Origin of the sequence: Marilutibacter maris (assembly GCF_003233695.1) — a bacterium.
Lineage (GTDB): Bacteria > Pseudomonadota > Gammaproteobacteria > Xanthomonadales > Xanthomonadaceae > Marilutibacter > Marilutibacter maris.
Genome location: NZ_CP029843.1, coordinates 411,066 through 430,779 on the forward strand (window position 1 = coordinate 411,066; position 19,714 = coordinate 430,779).

Genomic DNA, 19,714 nt, shown 5'->3' on the forward strand with positions numbered 1-19,714 from the left:
CGGCCGATCGCTATGGATAACGGCAGCGCTCCGGTAGCGGTTTCCAACGACTTTCTCGAGTACCAGTACCAGGTGCTCGGGATTGGCGAGTACCTGCGCTCGTCCGACGTCACCGAGATATGCATCAACTCGCCCGGCGAGCTGTATCTGGAAACCGCCAGCGCCGGCTGGCAGCGGATCGAGGTGCCGTCGCTGACCTTTGAGCGCGCGCGCCAGTTCTGTACCGCGGTCGTCAACGAGAGCAATACCGGTCAGCGCATCACCGACGCCGACCCGATGGTGTCGCTGACCTTTCCGACCGGTCAGCGCGCCCAGTTCGTGATTCCGCCGGCCTGCGACAGCGGCAAGGTCTCGATCACGATCCGTCTGCCGGCCAAGTTCAGCAAGTCGCTGGACCAGTACGAGCGCGACGGCTTCTTCGGCGAGATCCTCGAACAGAACGGCGAGATCAGCGATCACGACCGCGAGCTGCTGGAGCTGCGCGATGCGCGCAACTACGCCGAGTTCTTCCGCAAGGCGGTGGTCTACCACAAGAACGTGGTGGTGGCCGGGGCGACCGGCAGCGGCAAGACCACCTTCATGAAGTCGCTGGTCAACCATATTCCCGACAGCGAGCGCCTGGTCACCATCGAGGACGCCCGCGAGCTGTTCATCCAGCAGCCCAACGTGGTCCACCTGCTGTACTCGAAGGGCGGCCAGAGCGCCAGCAACGTCACCGCCAAGAGCTGCATGGAGGCCTGCCTGCGCATGAAGCCGGACCGGATCATCCTGGCCGAGCTGCGCGGCGACGAGTCGTTCTACTTCATCCGCAACTGCGCGTCCGGCCATCCGGGTTCGATCACCAGCTGCCACGCCGGCAGCACCGCCCAGGCCTGGGACCAGCTGGCGCTGATGGTCAAGGCCTCCAGCGAGGGCTCGGGGCTGGAGTTCGCGGTGATCAAGCGCCTGCTGATGATGACCATCGATATCCTGGTGCATATCAAGGCGCATGCCGGCCGCCGCTACATCACCGGCATCGATTTCGACCCCCGTCGGACCATGGCGGAGACGGGAGGGGGTCAATGAGCGACAAGCGGGGATTCTTCAAGACGCCAACGTATGGTATTTTGGCTCCCAGTCCGTGCGCATGGATGCGACGCCCGATACCGGGCCACGGACACGTCGACCAGTCTAGGGGGGGTGTTCGCATGCCTTGCGAGCACCTGGTGACAAGGAGGTGATGGCGTGTTGCCAGGCATGGAAATGATGGGGTGTTGGGACCTGGCGGTTCCCGGCGACGTCATGCGACACGTCGTCCAGGTCGAGTCGTCTTTCAATCCCTACGCGATCGGCGTCGTCGGAGGCCGGCTGCAACGCCAGCCGCGGACCCTGGCCGAGGCCACGGCGACCGCGCGCATGCTCGAGGAGAAGGGCTACAACTTCTCCGTCGGCCTGGCCCAGGTCAATCGCTACAATCTGGCCAAGTACGGCCTGTCGACCTACGAGCGCGCGTTCGAGACCTGCCCGAACCTGCAGGCGGGCGCCCGTATCCTGGCCGAGTGCCACCAGCGCGCCGGGGGCGATTGGGGCAAGGCCTTCAGCTGCTATTACTCGGGCAACTTTGTTACCGGTTTCCGGCACGGCTACGTGCAGAAGGTGATGGCCTCGATGGGCGTGAGCAACGCTCCCGGCATCCAGGCGATCGCCCTGGCCGGCGCGCGCAGTGGCGCCCAGGCGTCGTCGCGTCCGTCGCGGGTCGAGTCGAGCACGGCTTCCCTGCTGGCCAGGCGCATGCGCGCCGAGGCGGAGTCCCCGATGGCGGTGTCGGCGATGCCCGAGTCGGCCCCTGTTGCGGCCCCGCAGATGCAGCCGCAGGCGGCACCGATGGCGCCGATGTCGATGCAGCAGGCCGGCGCCGCCATGGCGCAGGTGCCTCCCCAGGCTGCCGAACCGGCGCCGGTGAAAGTGCGATTGGTCGGCGCTCCGCCGGTCCAGGCGCCCGCGCCCATGCCCGCACAGCAATCCGCATCGGCCGCCGCTGCGGCGGCCGGCAATCCCGCAGTAGTTGGTTCCACGGTCTCCAACCCCTCCGCCTCCAGGGACGCAGGCAGGGACGAGGCCTTCGTTTTCTGACGGACGCCGGTCCGGCCCCGTCAAGCACCACCACCGTCACCATCACAAAGTAAGGAGCAAGGAAAATGAAACTGGATGCAATGACTCATCAGATCAAGCAGGCGGCACCGGCCGCGATGATGGCCGTCGCTTTCGTTGCCTGCCTGGCCGCGCCGGAGCTGGCCCTCGCCCAGGACCGCGACTTCGAAGGTCAGACCTGCGGCTTCCTCGACCAGATCGTTGGTCTGCTCGGCATCGCCTCCATCGCGGTGGTGACCATTGCCATCATCTTCGCCGGCTACCAGATCGCCTTCGCCCACAAGCGCCTCAGCGACGTCTCCACGATCCTGATCGGCGCCCTGCTGATCGGCGGCGCGGGTCAGCTGGCCGGTTGGATCCTCGGCGACGAGTACGGCGAGTGCGGTGCCGCCGGCACCACGATGCTGGTCCAGCAGGCGCAGTACTTCATCAGCTAATGCAGAAGAACGTACTGTTCCGCGGCTGTACCCGTCCGCCCATGTTCCTGGGCGTGCCCTACGTCCCGTTCTTCATCGTGGCGGGCGGGTTTCTGCTGTTGGCCATGTACACCAATCTGTTCGTGCTGATCATGATTCCGGTGGCGATTTTCGTCATGCGTCAGTTGACCCGGCGCGACGAGATGATCTTCCGCCTGCTGGGACTGCGGCTGCAGGTGCGGACCCGTGTGCGCAATATTCGCGAACACGACGGCATGTGGGTCTGCACGCCAAACCCGTCCCGTGATCAGCAGACGCTGGATATCCGTGGGATCCGATAGGTAGAGCTGTATGTTCAGTCCAGACACGCCCATCAGCGAGTTCATTCCATTCTCCAGCCATGTGTCGCCTTCGGTGGTCAAGACCACCGGGGGCGACTACTTGTTGAGCTGGAATCTGGGCGGCCTGCCCTTCGTCGGTCGCGACGAATGGGAAATCGAACATCGGCACAACGTGTTCAACCGCATGCTGCAGACGTTGCGCGCGCCCGACTACGTCAACGTGGCGTTCTGGGTGCACGACATCCGCCGCAGGCGCAGGATCAGGTCCGACAGCAAGTTCAAGCAGGTGTTCAACCAGCAGATGTCGGACGAGTACTACGGCGCGTTGTCGGCGCAGAAGATCATGGTCAACGAGCTGTACCTGACCATGCTCTACAAGCCGGTCGTGGGCGGCAGCAAGCGATTCATGGAAAAGAGTTCCGACGTGCAGCGCTTGCAGGCCGAGCAGGACCAGGCCGTGACCAAGCTGTTGGAGCTGGCCGGCAACGTCGAGGCGGTGCTGAAGGAATATGCGCCGCGCCGCCTGGGCATGTACGAGGCCGACAACGGGGTGGTGTTCTCCGAGACCCTGGAGCTGTTCGGCTATCTGCTCAACCGCATCGACGAGCCGGTGCCGGTGCTGTCGGCGCCGGTGCCGGAGTATCTGCCGGTCAGCCGCCACATGTTCTCGGTGAAGACTGGCGACTACGTGGTCACCCCGCCGAGCGGCAAGAGCCAGTACGGCGCCATCCTGAACATCAAGGAATATCCGGACGGCACCTACCCGGGCATCATGAACGGGCTGAAGTATCTCGACTTCGAGTACGTCATCAGCCATTCCTTCAGCCCGATGGGCCGCCAGGACGCGCTCAAGGTGCTCGACCGCACCAAGGGCATGATGATCTCCTCCGGCGACAAGGCGGTCAGCCAGATCGCCGAGTTGGACATGGCGATGGACCAGCTGGCCTCGGGCAACTTCGTGCTGGGCGAGTACCACTTCATCATGGCCATCTATGCCGACAGCCAGGAAACGCTTGGGCGGCAACTGGCGTCCACGCGCGCCGAGCTGTCCAACGCCGGCTTCGTGTCCGCGAAGGAGGACTGGGCGATCACCGCCTCGTTCTACTCGCAGCTGCCGGGCAACTGGAAATACCGCACCCGTCTGGCCAACCTCAGCTCGCTGAACTTCCTCGGCTTGAGCCCGCTGCACAACTTCAGTGCCGGCAAGAAGGACCAGAACCCGTGGGGCGATTGCGTCACCGTGCTCCAGGCCACCAACGGCCAGCCCTACTATTTCAACTTCCATGCGACCCATCCCTCCGAGAATTCCTTCGGCGAGAAGGCGATCGCGAACACCATGGTGATCGGCAAGTCCGGTACCGGTAAGACCGCGCTGATCAACTTCCTGCTCAGCCAGGTGCAGAAGCTGGATCCGTCGCCGACCATCTTCTTCTTCGACAAGGACCGCGGCGCGGAGATCTTCGTGCGCGCCTGCGGCGGCAACTATCTGGCGCTGGAGAACGGCCAGCCGACCGGCTTCAATCCGTTCCAGTGCGAGCGCACCGAGGCCAACGTGCAGTTCCTCGCCGACCTGATCAAGGTGCTGGCCGCCAAGCGCGAGTACACCGCCCGCGAGGACGAGGACATCTACCGCGCCGTCGAGAGCATGCTCGATACGCCGATGCACCTGCGCTCGATGACCAACTTCCAGAAGAGCCTGCCCAACATGGGCGACGACGGGCTGTTCGCGCGCCTGCGCAAATGGACCGCCGGAAACTCGCTGGGTTGGGTGTTCGACAATCCCGCCGATGTCATCGACCTGCAGAAGGCCAACATCATCGGCTTCGACTACACCGACATCATCGACAATCCCGAGGTCCGGGTGCCGGTGATCAACTATCTGCTGCACCGGCTCGAGGAGCTGATCGACGGACGCCGCCTGATCTACGTCATGGACGAGTTCTGGAAGATCCTCGATGGTGCCGGCGGACTCAAGGAGTTCGCCAAGAACAAGCAGAAGACCATCCGAAAGCAGAACGGCCTGGGCATCTTCGCGACCCAGAGCCCGGAAGACGCGCTCAAGAGCGATATCGCCGCGGCCCTGATCGAGCAGACCGCGACGATGATCCTGCTGCCCAACCCCAATGCCAGCCGCGAGGACTACATCGACGGTCTGAAGCTGACCGAGGCCGAGTTCCAGGTCATCAAGGGGCTGGACGAGCGCAGCCGCTGCTTCCTGGTCAAGCAGGGACACGGCGCCACCGTGTGCCAGCTCAATCTGCGCGGCATGGACGACGCGCTGGCGGTGATTTCCGCCAGCACCGACAACATCGACATTCTGCACAGCGTGCTGGACCGAAAGGCGCGCTTCCACCACACCACGCCGGACGAGCTGACCCCGGAGCAGTGGCTCCAGGATTTCTACGACAACCGCAAGGGGTCGGGCAAGGGCGGCACCAGGACCGAAGGCCGCTCGCCCATGGGAGCGACGGCATGATCCGCAGGTTTTTTCACGACAAGAGCAGCATCACCCCAACATCAGGATATCCAGGGAGCACGGCCATGAAGAGCACATCTCAGTTCCGTCGGAATAACGGCAAGCAGCGGCACGCCATGTTGGCTCTGGCATTGGGCGGACTGCTGGCATCGGGCAATGCCCTGGCCGGAATTCCGGTGATCGATCCGACCCAGATCGCCGGACAGATCACTGAGTTCGTCAAGGAGGCCGGTCGTTGGGGCGAGCAGGGGCAGCAGTGGATCAAGGAAGCCCGGCAGTTCCAGCAGCAGTACGACAGCCTGCTTTCCTCGGTCGGAAGCATGAGGGCGACGTTCGGCCTGCCAGAAGGCGTCGAGATGCAGAAGGTGGACGAGCGCGAGTACGTGGAAGAGCGCTGCGGCCCGGCCTATGGCGGCGGCGTCGGCGGGATGCTCGGGCAGGTGTTCCAGGTCGACCTCCGGGGCGACGTGTACCAGCAGCGATACAAGCTGTGCGAAGGCGCGCAGATGATGCGCAACAGGCAGTACAACGAGACGGTCGAGTATCTGCAGGAAGTCATGCCGAAAATGCAGGGCGAGCTGGAATCCGCCGGCGACAAGTTCGTTGGCAGCGGCAAGACCCAGGGCGACATGGGCAGTTACTTCGCCAAGCTTCAGAAGGTCGACGCGGACATGAGCGAGGCCAATGAGCGCTACGAGGCTCGGATGAGGGCCTACACCACCTACATCGCCGCGGTGGAGCGGGCATCGGGCACGCTGACGCGCGCGGCCATGCGAGGCCAGTCCGGACTGCCCGCCAAGGTCGCCAGCGTGGTGACGATGCGTCAGGCGCTGTGCGGCGGCGGTCAGTGCGACTAAGGCCCTCCAAGGGAAAGACTCGATAGACAGGCTGGGACGCCTTCGCGCCGATATCGGCTATTGCGACGGAAACACTGCAAATGACATTTCAGGGATTCGAACTATTCATCAGTCTGCTTGGGCAGGGACTGTCGGACTGGCTGCAACCGAAGATTGCGCTGATCGACGATTTCGGCGATTACGTATTCTTCCGGTACGTCCTGGATCGCCTGGCACATGACATCCAGGTGTTCGGCGATGGCGTGATCGGCCGGGTGATGGAGCTTGTCCAGCTGGTCGCCTTGACCTTGCTGACGCTCTGGGTGTTCGTGCAGGGTTACCGCGTCCTCACCGGGCAGATGCGCGAGCCGCTGATGCAGATGATGACCAGCACCCTGCGCGCGGTGCTGATCGTCACCGCGGCCATATCGTTCGGCGCCTTCGACGAGCCGATCACCCGCTACGTGACCACCGACATGAAGGATGGGATCTACTGGGTGATCACCGGCGAGGAGGGCTCCCCGGAGGACGAGATCGACAGCAATCTGGGCTGGATGCAGGTCGCGATGTCCAGTCTGGACGTGCTGGAGTCGGCCGGAGACCTGGATGCCGGAAACGAGAAGGAGCGCGCGATCGCGATGATCGGCCTCGGCACCGGCGGGCCCGCGGTGGTGGCCGGTGCGCTGCTGTTGATGTACCAGGTCGCGATGGCGCTGTTCATCGGCCTGGGGCCGATCTTCATCCTGTGTCTGTTGTTCAATGCCACCAAGAGCCTGTTCCAGCGATGGCTGCTGTACGGAATCGGCACGATGTTCAGCATGGCGGTGCTGGCGGCAATGACCTCGATCGCCCTGAAGATGGTGACCGACGTGGCCGCCGGCATGTGGGCCTCCGATGCGATCAGCACGCTGCTGCTGGGCGGCGAGTCGATGGGCTACAGCAGCCGCGCGATGCAGCAGGGCGGCATGGGCCTGATCCTGACCCTGTTGCTGCTCACCGTCCCCCCGATGGCGGCGAACTTCTTCCAGGGCTCGCTTGGCCAGTTCTCGGCCTACGCCACGATGGGCGCGCATCTGCAGACCGGCCCGCCGCAGATGGGCGCGTACTCCGGTGGTGGCGGCGGCGGCGGTGGCTATACGCCTGGCTATCAGCCGCCACCGCCAAGTGGAAACACTGGTCGAAGTGTTGGCGATGGTGGCCGCAGTATGGCGGGAGATTTTGGAAGCCAGTCAACCCCGACGCACTCCACAGGGAGTTTGGCCGGACGATCAACTTCAGGAGAGGAGATTCGACAGGGCTCGCCACGGCGTGACCCAGTATGACGTGAGTCGCGTATAGCGGGTTCACGCCGCGCTCAGTTGGAGATGCTTACAACGCGATCATAGATGCACGCGACTGCGTGTGACAGTTGTGGTCTGTGAGCAAGTTAGGAGATGAGCATGGAACTGCGAGATATGAAGTTGCAGATGCTGCTGGTGATGGGGTTGCTGGTTTCCGGTGGCGCTCACGCACAGATGAACAACAACCAGTACCACCAGCAGCAGCAGCGTATCCAGAACCAGAACCACGCGGCTGAGCAAAATCGAATGGGGTACATGACGCAACAGCAGCAGATGCAGCAGCAGTTGCCGCCGCCCCCGCCGCAGCCTACGGGCTGGTGGGAGACGACCTGGGGGGCGATTGCGCCTTCGCCGGTCGGGGGTGTTATTGGAGAGGCGCTTGGCGCCAGCAGCAAGGAAGAGGCTGAGCGGACTGCGCTGGCTGATTGCGAGGCGAAGGGCGGCGGGGCTTGCAGAGTGGATATTGCCTATCACAATCAATGTGCCGTGATGGTAGTTGGCGAAAAATTCCTGAATACGGCCCGAGCCGGTTCAGTCGACGAAGCCTCTGATCTCGGTGTTTCGTATTGCGAAGAGAAAGATAGGAATTGCCGCGTTCATTATTCGGCTTGTACTGAGCCGGTATTCCATCGCTATTGATCTTGTTTGCGTTAGGGGTGAGGCGCTGATGCCGTGGGCATGCAAGGGTTTTAGCTGCTTGGGTTGCTGTTTGCGGTTAATGCCCGGGTTCATATAAGTAACGATCGGTATCGTCAGCAACAGTAGTGAACTCTGTAGTAAGGCAGTTTCATAGGTATGCAAAGCCTGTCGCCATTTAGCCTTCCAGTAACAGGCAGTAGCCATACGGATACGGTCGGCGGGTGATGGTGGCGGTAGTAGCTGTAATCCAGGATCGGAATCATGCAGTCGAGCATTGCCCACGGAGCCCGTGATCCGGCAGCAGCAGCGGCTTTCGCCGCTCTCGCCCCGGCCTGTGGGCCGGTGAAGCGACCCAAGGGCGCGGCGCCGCCGTTCGCGAATCCTTCGCGCGGACGCTCCCGCGACCCGGGGTTGCGGGGGCATGGCGACGGCTCCGGGCGCACCGTGTGCGACAGACGTCAGCCCATCCGGTCCCGGGAGACACGGAGGCCGGCGATATCGAGCGCTGCGTGCATGCTGCCAGTTGCCGTGGGTGGTATCGTCACCAAGTGCGCGTCCGTGGCCATGGATGCGGTCCACGCGCATTCGGGCCCGTCGGGCGGGCCACAGGCTTTTGGTCACAATGAGTGTGTATAGGGAAGCGGGTCTGGGAGTGCATATGTCCGTCCGTGAAACCGCTTTCGATCCGCTCCATCAATGCGAGAGTGTGAAGAGATGAAATCGCGACAAGGCATGTCCAGGCTTCCCCTCACCTTGATGGTGCCCCTTGCATTGGCTGTCGCTCTGACGGCCTGCAGCGCGGAACGTCCGCCGGCTGACGGGGTTGCGGCCCCGCACGAGGCCGTCGGCGATTCCCCCACTGAGCAGGATGTTGCAGGAATGGAAAAAGCAAAGACGCAAGAACATGTTGTCGAACCGCCGACTCCCGACAGTGTCCTGTACCTGATCTATCAGAAGGACGGCGACGGCGCGACGTCCTACGAGATCGCCAACGGTGCGTGGGCCAACTACTGGTATGGCCATCGGTTCGAGCTCGGCGGCAAGCACTATTTCACCGGCTTCGCCTACGCCACCCGGGAGATCTTCTCCGACGACGCCGGGCCGGGACTGGAAAGCGAGGTTTCCCTTTCGCACGCCACCTTCGAGCTGACCGACGAGAGCGGCGCCAAGCCGTGGACCTTCGTCGGTGCCGAGCCCTACATCGGCAAGTTCGGCGGCTACGACAAGGGCAACGCGGTCGATGAGGGTCGCGAGGCCCAGGAATTCAAGACATCGGACGGGCGTCTGCTGCTCGCCGTCCCGACCTGGTCGCTGCAGTCGGGCGTCCGCATCGAGTCGTTCGACATGTTCGTGTACAACCCGGCGGAGGAACTGCCGGTCGACGAGCACCACTGGACCTACGTCGGCAACGTGTACACGGGCGAGGACAACAGCGCGGCATGCGACGACGAGGGCGTCACCCTCTCGTGCGTGAAGAGCCTGGGCAAGTTGCAGTTCGTTTCACGGGACGGCGATCCGATGCCGTCGTTGAAGGTCGAGCTCGAGGGCACCGCGATCGAGGGCCCCGGCAAGGTCAAGGAGCTCGGCACGTCGGACGTGGTCGAGTACGGCTACGACGCCGAGGCAAAGTCCTATCGGAAGCAGGACAAGTGATTACACCGTTTCACCCGGTTGACCGAGAACACAAGGCGCAAGGATTCGCCCGGTTGACGCAATGCGGCAGTGCCGCGCATCAACACTCTCAAGGAGCAGTCAATGGATCGTGATTACACGCGACAGGAAGTCCTGGACATCATCGAGCGCGAAGCCAACGAGCGCGGCATTCCCCGCGACGACTTCCTGCGCTTCGCCTACATCGAGACCGGCGGCCGGTTCGACGAGCACGCCTCGCGCGGCGCCGCCGGCGCCAAGGGGCTCTTCCAGTTCGTCCCGGGCACGGCCGCGCAATACGGCATTGCCGGCCGCGAGTTCGACGCGGTCGCCAACACCGACGCCGCCGCGCAGTTGTACATGGACAACCGCCAGGCGCTGATGAATCGGCACGAGCGCGACGGCCGCCCGTTCCTGTCGGGCAACCCCGAGCCCGACGGTCTGGACATGTACATGGCCCACCAGCAGGGCGCAGGCGGCTACCGTTCGATACAGCAGGCGATCGAGACCGGCGAGTTCAGGCTGCAGGGCACCCGTGCCAACCTGCTCAACAATGTCGCCCGCAGCGACATCGAGGCGATCACCGGGCACAGCTACGACGAGTTCCGGCGGATGTCCGATCGCGACATGGCCAGCACCTTCGTCGAGTACTGGGACACCAAGTTCGACCGCGTGCGGATCCCCGAGATGGGGATCGAGGCGGTCACCCAGACGCCGCCGGCCGAGCGCGCCCCCGAGCCGGAGCCGGCCGCCGCCGGCATCGCGCTGGAAGCGGCGCACGCGATGAGCCTGCGCTACGACCACGTGCAGTACGGGTTCGGCGACAAGAACCCCGACAGCGGCCGGGTCGACTGCTCGGGCTGGGTCGTGGCCATGCAGAACGCGACCATGGACGAGATCAACGGTCAGGCCGGTCGCGAGGTGTTCAGCCGCGAGGACCGCTTCAGCCCCGGCTACGACTCCGCCGCCAGGATCGTCGAGAAGGCCGAGGAGCGTTCCGGCATCCTGCTCCAGGGCGACGAGGTCAATCTCGGCGCGCTGAGGGAAGGCATGGTCATTGGCGAGGACAATGGCGCCAAGGGCTGGGACGCGGGTCGCTTCAACGGCATCGACCACATCGTGATGGTCGTGCGCGATCCGGACACCGGTGAGCTGATGGCCAGCCAGTCGCGTGGCGGCGAAGGCGTGGAGCTGTCGCCGCTGGACGACTACCTGGCCGGCAAGCAGGCGCGCGGCGTCAGGCTGTTCGCCAGCGACCCGCTGCTGGAGGCGCGCGAGCTGCTGCAGGAACACGCGCAGGCGCCGGACCGGGCCGCTCCGGAAACCGGCGTGCGTGCGCCGGACCCGGGCGCGCTGCTGCGCGACGGCGACCGCGGCGAGCAGGTCCGCCGGCTCCAGGAGAGCCTGCATGAGCTGGGCTATGCCGGTCGCAATGGCCGTGCGCTCGCTCTGGACGGAGACTTCGGCGCCAATACCGATCACGCCTTGCGCGCGTTCCAGCGCGACAACGGCCTGAGCGTCGATGGCGTCGCCGGTCCCAGGACCATCGAGTCGCTGGAGCGCCAGCTGGAGGCCAGGGCCGCTGAGCGTGCCGAGGTCGCCGCGCCCGCGGCGGATGCCGGTTCGCGCCTGGACCGTCTGATGGCGGGTCAGGTCGACCCCGCCGCGCAGGAGGCCTGGAATCGCGAAGTCGCCGCGCACCGTCAGCCCGAGGAAGCGGCGCGTCAGGAGCAGGACGCGCAGCAGCGGCAGGCGGCCGAGCAGCAGGCCCAGTTGAACCAGGGCCGTTGACCGGGACCCGATGGCAGGCGCCATGAAACCGTCGATGGACCGGACGTCCCCGCTCGCGCAAGCGGCGGGGGCGGAGGCTGCGAACAACGTGTTGTGGAGGGGGCGATGGGCGGCGGCGCTGTCGGTCCTTCTTCTGTCATCCACGGCCGCGTGCAGTGCATCCATGAGCGACGAAGCCAAGCCCGACAACCCGTCGGAGAGCCAGCTGGGCAGCCAGCGGGACAACCAGCTGGACAACCAGCCCGTGTACCGGGAGAACCCCAGTCCGCAGCACACCCGTCGCCTGACGATGCGGATCGGCAACGCCCCCGGGGAGTTCGGCTGGGTGCACGGCTCGATGCAGTTCAACGTCGACAACACCGAGTGCCTGCCGCCTCCGAAGGACAACCCGGGCGGACACGCCTCGCCGGTGCCGATGCGGATGATTCCGTTCGAGCTGGTGCGCCAGCCCGACGGCGATTACGAGGCGACGGTGTTCACCGACGGCATGGTCGACGAGGACTACCACGGTCGCGGCGTCTGCCACTGGAAGCTGCTCAACGTGCAGGTGCAGCTGAAGGCGACCGGTGCCGGGAACGAAACCCTGTTCATGGCCGACATGTTCGACGAGGAACTGGCCGCGGGGCGGGAAAAGACCATCTACTACACCAGAAACAGCTATCCGCGGCACCCCGAGACCAAGCTGGAGCAACCCACCAGCTCCGGTCAGCCGGACCGTTCGAAGATGGCTTCGTATCTGAAGGACGGTGATCTGTTCACGATCACCCTCATTCCGCAGGAGGCGGTGACACCATGACGATTCCGAGCCAGCAGTACGCCAACCTGGCCAGTCATACCTACGACAGCGCGGGCGACATGGGCCAGCTGGCCGCACGCCGCGCGGTGGTCGAGATCGAGGGCGTCGATTACAAGATCCTTGAGCACGTCGACAACCCGGACAACGGCTATCAGGGCACGATCTATCAACGCATGGACAGCGGCGAGATCGTCGTCGCCCACCGCGGTACCGAGTTCGATCGCGAACCGCTCAAGGACGGCCTGACCGACGCCGGCATGGTGGTGTCGCGCTACAACGCCCAGATCGACGACGCGATCGGCCTTACCCGCCGGGCCCGTGAGTACGCGAGCGACCCGGAGATGATCGAGCGCTACGGCCACGCTTCCGAGGTCAGCGTCACCGGCCATTCGCTGGGCGGCACCCTGGCCCAGGTCAGCGCGCACCATTTCGACCTGCGCGGCGAGACCTTCAATGCCTATGGCGCGGCCAGCCTCGACCGCCGCATCCCCGAGGGCGGCGAGCGTGTCCTCAACCACGTGATGGCGACCGACCCGGTCAGCGCGGCCAGCCCGCACTACGGCGAGGTGCGGGTCTACGCGCAGGCGGAGGAGATCGATCGCCTGCATACCAGCGGCTATCACGACAACCGCTTCGTCGACATGTTGGTCAACGACATGCCGGTGGTGGCGGCCGGGCGCTCGTTCGGCGCCCACAGCATGCACCACTTCCTGAACGTGGACGGCGATGGCCGCGCCGACGTGTCGAGCCTGCGCGATCCCGAGGCACGCCGGTTGGCCGGCGAGCACGAGCGGATGATTGGCGACTACCGTGGCGACATCGAAGGCCTGCGCAGTGGCATCACCACCATCAGCCGCGGTCCCGCTGGCGTCGTGCAGGATGGCATCGACTGGTTGCGCGGCCCGGTTCCGGCGGGCGAGCCAGCCGCGCGCGAGGAGCGCGAGCGCGGTTCCGCCGCCGACGCGCATTCGCGCCTGGACAAACTGCTCTCCGGCGAGGTCGATCCGGCGAGCCGGGAGGCCTGGGATCGCGAAGTGGCCGCGCATCGTGAGCGGATGGAGCCGGCGCGGGAACAGGAAACGATGTTCGCGCAGCAGCAGAACCGTCAGCCGCCGCAGATCGAGATGGAGCGCTGATCGTCATCGATCGGTGGCATCGTTGGCCCATGGAGGGGGTGGTCCACAGGATGTGAGGGGAGGGGACTTGCGACGCGTTGACAGGGCGACGCGCAGTTCGAAACGTTGGGGGGAGCTGCTTGTGATGCAGTCCAGCAAAGCGGTCCAACAAACAATCCTGTCGCTCGTGACTGGGTCCGATCCGGGGATCGGATCCAGCCTGTCATCATCGTTGTCGCGAGGCGTCGCACACTGATCATCGCCGCGATGACGTCAAACCGCGTAACAAAGGAGTGTCTGATCATGAGGAAGAAACTGTTGGTTGCCGCAATCGCGCTTGCCGGGAGCCTGGGGTCGATAGGCGCGGCCAGCGCGCAGGACGTCCTGGGTGGCGATCAGGGGGCCGCCTGCGAGGCCATCCTGTGCCTGTCCTCGGGCTCGCGCCCCAGCGAGTGTTCGCCGTCGCTTTCGCGCTACTTCGGCATCAAGAAGAAGAAGCTGTCGGATACCTTGAAGGCGCGCCTGAACTTCCTGCAGCTGTGCCCGGTGTCGAACCAGACCCCGCAGATGGGAGATCTGGTGCGTGCGATCTCGCGCGGCGCCGGACGCTGCGACGCCAGGTCGCTGAACGTGACCCTGCGCGACTGGTACGGCGACCGTGAGGACCGGCAGTTCTACATCCGCAACCAGATTCCCGAGTACTGCAACCGTTACACCCGGCACGAGTACACCGACCTGGACGACACCACGGCCCGCTATGTCGGCGTTCCCGAGCGGGGCGGTCACTGGGTCGAGCCGCAGGAGTACGACACCGCTCTGGCCGCGTACAACGAGCGCATCCGTCGCGAGGACGAGGCGCGTGAGCGCGAGCGCAGGGGCGGCATGTTCTTCGGCAACTCCAGGTAACCGTCCGCCATTGCGGTTCCATCGGTCCCGGGTCAGCATCGCTGGCCCGGGATCGTCGTTTCTGGAGATCGCAATCGCAGATCGTGGCGACCCTTGCGCCGCTGCGGCCGCGACCGCTTTCGAGCCGGGACCGGAGCCCGGCCGGCGGCTCCGGGAGGGCTCCGCCGGCCGAGGCTTCAGTCCCGTCCTTCCTTCAGCACCCGATTGAACAGCTCGTGGATACGGCGGTATTCGTCGTACCAGCTGTCGGGATGGACGAAGCCGTGGCGCTCCAGCGGGTAGCTGGCCAGCTCCCACTTGTCCTTGCGCAGCTCGATCAGGCGCTGCGCCAGCATCACCGAGTCCTTGTAGAACACGTTGTCGTCGATCATGCCGTGGGCGATCAGCAGGTTGTCCTGCAGCGCATCGGCGTACTCGATCGGCGATGACTTCAGGTAGGCCTCGGGGTCGAGCTCGGGCGTGTTGAGGATGTTGGAGGTGTACTCGTGGTTGTACTGCGACCAGTCGGTGACCGGTCGCAGAGCGGCGCCGGCCTTGAACGCGCCCGGTTCGCGGAACAGCGCCATGAAGGTCATGAAGCCGCCGTAGCTGCCGCCGTAGATGCCGGCGCGATCGCGGTCGCCCTGCTTCTGGGCGACCAGCCATTCCAGGCCGTCGAGGTAGTCCTCCAGTTCCGGATGGCCCATCTGCCGGTAGATCGCGGTGCGCCAGTCGCGGCCGTAACCGGCGCTGGCGCGGTAGTCGAGATCGAGCACGATGTAGCCTTCGCGCACCAGCAGGTTGTGGAACATCTGCTCGCGGAAATAGGCCGGATAGCGGTCGTGCACGTTCTGCAGGTAGCCGGCGCCGTGCACGAACATCACGACCGGATACCTGCGGCCCGGCTCGTAGGTCCGCGGGCCGTAGAACTTGCCCCAGATCCGGCCGGCGCCATGGCGGCTGGGCACCTGCACGTACTCGGGTTCGATCCAGTCGCGGCCCTTGAACGCCTCGCTGCGGGTATCGGTCAGCTGCACCGCGTCGCCGCCGTCGCTGCCGACCACCGAGAGCTGCGGCGGCAGGTAGCTGTCGGAGTGGCGGACCAGCAGGCGGCGACCGTCCGGCGACAGCACGAAGTTCTCCACGCCATCCAGCGCGGTGACCTCACGCACGCCGCCGCCATCGCGATCGACCGCGCAGACCTCGTAGTCGCCCGGCCAGTCGCGATTGCAGGTGAAGTAGAAGGTACGGCCGTCGGCGGACGGCTGCGGCTGCGACACTTCCCAATCGCCGGACGTCAGCGCGCGCGGCTTGCCGCCGTCCTCGCTGATATAGAGGTGGGAGTGGCCGCTCTGCTCTGACAGCAGCCACAGCGCGCCGTCCGGAGTCCAGCCGAAGTCGTTGTAGCGCCAGTTGATCCAGGCCGGATCGGTCAGGCGATGACGGGTCTGCAGCCGGGCCCTGTCGACCTGGCCCGCGGCCGGCGCCACGGTCGCGATCCAGCGGTCCTTGTTGTCGACCGCGCGCAGCAGCACCGCGGCGTGGCGGCCGTCGTCGCTCCAGTGGATCGCGGGACCGGTGCCGTCGCCGTCGGTCTCGACCCGCACCGCGCGTTCGCCCTTGAGCGGCTCCTGGCCGGCGGCCTTGCGCAGCGCCGCCAGCGGGTCGTCGCCGATGCCGGGCAGGGCCGCGAACTTCAGCTCGCCGGCCTGGCCGGTCGCGGTTTCGACCAGCCACAGCCGGTGCGGCGCCGGCGCCTTGCGGCCGACCCGGGTGCGGACTTCCTCGAACTCCTCGTAACCGGACTCGGTCACGTACTTGGGCATCTTGCCGCCCTGGCCGGCATCGCCGTTCTTGGGCGCGGTCACCACCAGCAGCCAGCGCCCGTCGGGCGAGAGCGCGCTGTCCTCGATGACGACATCCTTGCCCAGGTAGGCCGCCTTCGGCGCGCGGGTCGGGTCGGCGGCGCGCCAGGCGTCCTCCTGCTCGCGCACCGCGTCGCGCTGGGCGCGCTCATCGCGCAGGGTCTCGATCAGGCGCAACTGACGGTCGCGCAGGTCGTCGGGCCCGGGCGCCTGGCCGGGATCGTCCTCGGCCTTGACCAGGGCCGCCTGGCTGACGCCCTGGCCGGCGCGCCACTGGAACCAGTCGTTGCCGGCGCGGAACGCCAGATTGCCGTCGCGGCTCCATTGCGGGCGCGATTCGGCGGCGTCGCTGCGGGTCACCTGGGTCAGCGCACCGCTGCGCAGGTCGCGGACGAAGATGTCGCCATTGCGCGCGAACGCGGCCCGTGTACGTTGCGCGTCCACAACCGCGCCTGGGGCGTCCAGATCGGCGCGGTCGGCGCCGTCGATGCGCCGTGGGTCGCCGCCGCTCGCGGCGACCTGCCAGGTATCGCGCACGGGCGAACCCTCGCGCTTGAGCCGGTACTGCACGCTGTTGCCGTCCCAGGCCCACCAGGCGGCCTCGACCGGCGGTCCGATCCAGTCCGGGTCGGCCATCGCCTGGGTCAGGGTCAGCGGCTGCGACGGCGTCAGGGTCGGGGTGTCGTCGCCGGCCAGGGCGGGCGGTGCGACCAGGGCCGCGGCGAGCACCGTGGCGAGCGGAAGGCGGGACAGTGAAAGGCGCATCGTATCGACGTTCCGGCAGGAAAACCGTCGCAGCGTAGCAGGCGACACCTGTGCCGGATCGGGCCATCGGTCATGGCCGACTTTCGCCGCGCGCGCGGCAAGAGGATAATGACCAGCCGCGGCACCTCCTCCGCGTGCCGTGGAGGCACGTCCAGTGGACCCATTGCTGCTGTCCCGGATCCAGTTCGGATTCGTCGTTTCGTTCCATATCCTGTTTCCCGCCTTCACGATCGGACTGGCCAGCTGGCTGGCCTTCGTCGAGAGTCGCTGGCTGCGCACCCGGGACACGGTCTGGCGCGACCTCTACTTCTTCTGGACCAAGATCTTCGCCGTCTCGTTCGGCATGGGCGTGGTGTCGGGCATCGTGATGAGCTTCCAGTTCGGCACCAACTGGGCGGTGCTCAGCGAGCAGGCCGGCAACATCCTCGGTCCGCTGCTGAGCTACGAGGTGCTGACCGCGTTCTTCCTGGAGGCGACCTTCCTCGGGGTGATGCTGTTCGGCTGGGGCCGGGTGTCGGAGAAGCTGCACTTCCTGTCGACCTGCATGGTCGCGCTGGGCACGCTGATCTCGACGTTCTGGATCATCTCCGCCAACAGCTGGATGCAGACGCCGCAGGGCCATGAACTGATCGACGGCGTGTTCCACCCGGCCGACTGGACCGCGATCATCTTCAATCCGTCGTTCCCGTACCGGCTCGCGCACATGGTGCTGGCGGCGTTCATCACCACCTGCTTCGTGATCGGCGGCGTCAGCGCCGGCTACCTGTACCGGGGCACGCATCGCGAGGCGGCGACACGGATGCTGCGGATGTCGGTGCTGTTCGCGGCGATCACCGTGCCGGTGCAGATCTTCGTTGGCGATCTGCACGGACTCAATGCGCGCGAGCACCAGCCGATCAAGGTCGCGGCGATGGAGGCGCACTGGGAGCACAAGCCCGAGGGCGAGGGCGTGCCGCTGGTGCTGTTCGCGGTGCCGAACGAGGCGGCCGAGCGCAACGATTACGAGGTCGCGATCCCGCGCCTGGGCAGCCTGATCCTGACCCATAGCCTGGACGGCGAGATCGAGCCGCTGACCGCGGTGCCGGCCAGCGAACGGCCGCCGGTGAAGCCGGTGTTCTACAGCTTCCGGGTGATGGTCGGCCTCGGCGTGGCGATGCTGCTGCTGGTGCTGGCGTCGCTGTGGGCATGGTGGCGCAAGCGTCTGTACGACACGCGCTGGGTGCTGGCCGGATGGCGGGCGATGACCCTGTCGGGCTTCGTCGCGATCCTGGCCGGCTGGTACGTGGTCGAGATCGGCCGCCAGCCCTACGTGATCTATGGCCTGCTGCGCACCGCGGACGCGGTGAGTCCGATCGAGGGCGCCAGCGTGATGGCCTCGCTGCTGATCTATGCGGCGGCCTACGCGATCGTGTTCGGCGCCGGCATCTGGTACCTGTACAAGCTGGTCCGCAAGGGACCGGTGCCGCAGTCGCCGCCTTCCCCGGGCGCGGTCGACAAGACCCCGATGCGACCGTTGTCGGTGCCCGATGAATCGATCGAGGACACCGCCGCGAAGGAGGGTGCGTGATGGACATGCAGACCGTGCTGCCGGTGGTGTGGTTCGGCGTGATCGGCTTCGGCGTGCTGATGTACGTGCTGCTGGACGGCTTCGTGCTCGGGTTGGGCATCCTGGCGCCGTTCGCCGAGGACGAAGGGCAGCTCGACCACATGATGAACACCGCCGCGCCGATCTGGGACGGCAACGAGACCTGGCTGGTGCTCGGCGGCGCCGGCCTGCTGGCGGCCTTCCCCAAGGTCTACGCGGTGGTGCTGTCGGCGCTGTATCTGCCGGTGCTGCTGATGTTGATCGCGTTGGTGTTCCGCGGCGTCGCCTTCGAGTTCCGCTTCAAGGCGCAGCGCGCCAAGCGCGCCTGGGGCGCGGCGTTCTCGCTCGGCTCGCTGCTGGCGGCGTTCGCCCAGGGCGTGATCCTCGGCGCGCTGGTCGAGGGCATGCCGCTGCAGGAGGGCAAGTACGTCGGCGGCGCGTTCGACTGGTTCAGCCCGTTCTCGATGCTGACCGGCGCGGCGGTGGTGTTCGGTTACGCGCTGCTGGGCGCGTGCTGGCTGATCCTCAAGACCGAGGGCGCCCTGCAGAAGGTCGCGCGCACCCTGGCCCGGCCGCTGGTGCTGGTCGTGGTCGTGTTCATGGGCCTGGTCAGCGCCTGGCTGCCGTTCCTCGACTCGCGGGTGATGGCGCGCTGGTTCGAAGGCGGCAACTTCCTGTGGCTGTCGCCGGTGCCGGTGCTGGTGCTGGCCACCGCCTGGGCGATGTGGCGGGCGGTGGTGCGCGAGGGCCGCGACGGGATGCCGTTCCTGTTGACCCTGGGCTTCTTCGTGCTGGGTTTCGCCGGCCTGGTGCTGGGCATGTGGCCGTACATCGTGCCGCCGTCGCTGACGATCTGGGACGCCGCCTCGCCGCCGGCCTCGCAGGGCTTCGTGCTGGCCGGCCTGGTCGTGCTGCTGCCGGCGATCCTCGGCTACACCTGGTGGTCGTACAGCGTGTTCAGGGGCAAGATCGCCGCCGACGCGGGGTATCACTGAGCCGAGCGCCGGTTGTCGGTAGGGGCGGCGTCGGCCGCGGGCTTGCCTGAACCGCGACCCGGCCTCGGCCATGCCGGCTGCGACAACCG

General features: G+C 66.0%; 16 protein-coding genes. 15 read left to right on the top strand and 1 reads right to left on the bottom strand.

Annotated features, from left to right (window positions below; translation table 11 throughout):
- Positions 1 to 12 precede the first annotated feature (12 nt).
- The 13 genes from virB11 to C9I47_RS01930 all read left to right on the top strand — a co-directional run bounded on the left by virB11 (position 13) and on the right by C9I47_RS01930 (position 14,436).
- Complete coding sequence (virB11, locus tag C9I47_RS01870; protein ID WP_111265224.1) at positions 13 to 1,065, top strand: P-type DNA transfer ATPase VirB11; 1,053 nt, start codon at positions 13 to 15, stop codon at positions 1,063 to 1,065.
- Positions 1,066 to 1,236: 171 nt separating this feature from the next.
- Positions 1,237 to 2,112 carry a lytic transglycosylase domain-containing protein gene (locus tag C9I47_RS18135; RefSeq protein ID WP_190238645.1) on the top strand — a complete coding sequence of 292 codons (876 nt, stop codon included), beginning with the start codon at positions 1,237 to 1,239 and terminating at the stop codon, positions 2,110 to 2,112.
- A gap of 80 nt (positions 2,113 to 2,192) precedes the next feature.
- On the top strand, positions 2,193 to 2,567 hold the full coding sequence (locus C9I47_RS01880; protein WP_223250235.1) for a TrbC/VirB2 family protein: 375 nt from the start codon (positions 2,193 to 2,195) through the stop codon (positions 2,565 to 2,567).
- Positions 2,567 to 2,887, top strand: a complete 321-nt coding sequence (locus C9I47_RS01885) for a type IV secretion system protein VirB3 (protein ID WP_111265227.1) — start codon at positions 2,567 to 2,569, stop codon at positions 2,885 to 2,887. Before C9I47_RS01880 ends, C9I47_RS01885 begins: the two co-directional genes overlap by 1 nt.
- Positions 2,888 to 2,897: 10 nt before the next feature.
- Positions 2,898 to 5,363 carry a VirB4 family type IV secretion/conjugal transfer ATPase gene (locus tag C9I47_RS01890; RefSeq protein ID WP_111265228.1) on the top strand — a complete coding sequence of 822 codons (2,466 nt, stop codon included), beginning with the start codon at positions 2,898 to 2,900 and terminating at the stop codon, positions 5,361 to 5,363.
- A gap of 65 nt (positions 5,364 to 5,428) precedes the next feature.
- Positions 5,429 to 6,220 carry a hypothetical protein gene (locus C9I47_RS01895; protein ID WP_145985399.1) on the top strand — a complete coding sequence of 264 codons (792 nt, stop codon included), beginning with the start codon at positions 5,429 to 5,431 and terminating at the stop codon, positions 6,218 to 6,220.
- An 80-nt stretch (positions 6,221 to 6,300) separates the two neighbouring features.
- Positions 6,301 to 7,521, top strand: coding sequence for a type IV secretion system protein (locus tag C9I47_RS01900; protein WP_111265230.1), 1,221 nt, complete (start codon positions 6,301 to 6,303; stop codon positions 7,519 to 7,521).
- 117 nt (positions 7,522 to 7,638) lie between these two features.
- Positions 7,639 to 8,178: a DUF4189 domain-containing protein gene (locus C9I47_RS01905; protein WP_190238574.1), complete on the top strand. Its 540-nt coding sequence runs from the start codon at positions 7,639 to 7,641 to the stop codon at positions 8,176 to 8,178.
- Positions 8,179 to 9,057: 879 nt separating this feature from the next.
- Positions 9,058 to 9,831, top strand: coding sequence for a hypothetical protein (locus C9I47_RS01910; RefSeq protein ID WP_111265232.1), 774 nt, complete (start codon positions 9,058 to 9,060; stop codon positions 9,829 to 9,831).
- 102 nt (positions 9,832 to 9,933) lie between these two features.
- Positions 9,934 to 11,619: a peptidoglycan-binding protein gene (locus C9I47_RS01915; protein ID WP_111265233.1), complete on the top strand. Its 1,686-nt coding sequence runs from the start codon at positions 9,934 to 9,936 to the stop codon at positions 11,617 to 11,619.
- Positions 11,620 to 11,782: 163 nt separating this feature from the next.
- On the top strand, positions 11,783 to 12,415 hold the full coding sequence (locus C9I47_RS01920; RefSeq protein WP_111265234.1) for a hypothetical protein: 633 nt from the start codon (positions 11,783 to 11,785) through the stop codon (positions 12,413 to 12,415).
- Positions 12,412 to 13,551: a lipase family protein gene (locus C9I47_RS01925; RefSeq protein WP_111265235.1), complete on the top strand. Its 1,140-nt coding sequence runs from the start codon at positions 12,412 to 12,414 to the stop codon at positions 13,549 to 13,551. Before C9I47_RS01920 ends, C9I47_RS01925 begins: the two co-directional genes overlap by 4 nt.
- 282 nt (positions 13,552 to 13,833) lie before the next feature.
- Positions 13,834 to 14,436, top strand: a complete 603-nt coding sequence (locus C9I47_RS01930; RefSeq protein ID WP_111265236.1) for a TrbM/KikA/MpfK family conjugal transfer protein — start codon at positions 13,834 to 13,836, stop codon at positions 14,434 to 14,436.
- 176 nt (positions 14,437 to 14,612) lie between these two features.
- Here the strand turns inward: C9I47_RS01930 and C9I47_RS01935 are convergent, their stop codons facing one another.
- Positions 14,613 to 17,045, bottom strand: coding sequence for a S9 family peptidase (locus tag C9I47_RS01935; protein WP_111265237.1), 2,433 nt, complete (start codon positions 17,043 to 17,045; stop codon positions 14,613 to 14,615).
- Between the two features lie 154 nt (positions 17,046 to 17,199).
- Between C9I47_RS01935 and C9I47_RS01940 the strand changes: the two genes are divergently transcribed.
- Both C9I47_RS01940 and cydB read left to right on the top strand, forming a co-directional pair.
- The gene (locus C9I47_RS01940; protein WP_111267907.1) at positions 17,200 to 18,612 is read left to right on the top strand and encodes a cytochrome ubiquinol oxidase subunit I; all 1,413 of its coding nucleotides are present in this window, start codon (positions 17,200 to 17,202) and stop codon (positions 18,610 to 18,612) included.
- Positions 18,612 to 19,625, top strand: a complete 1,014-nt coding sequence (gene cydB, locus C9I47_RS01945; protein WP_111265238.1) for a cytochrome d ubiquinol oxidase subunit II — start codon at positions 18,612 to 18,614, stop codon at positions 19,623 to 19,625. The genes C9I47_RS01940 and cydB overlap by 1 nt, the downstream gene beginning before the upstream one ends.
- Positions 19,626 to 19,714 lie beyond the last annotated feature (89 nt).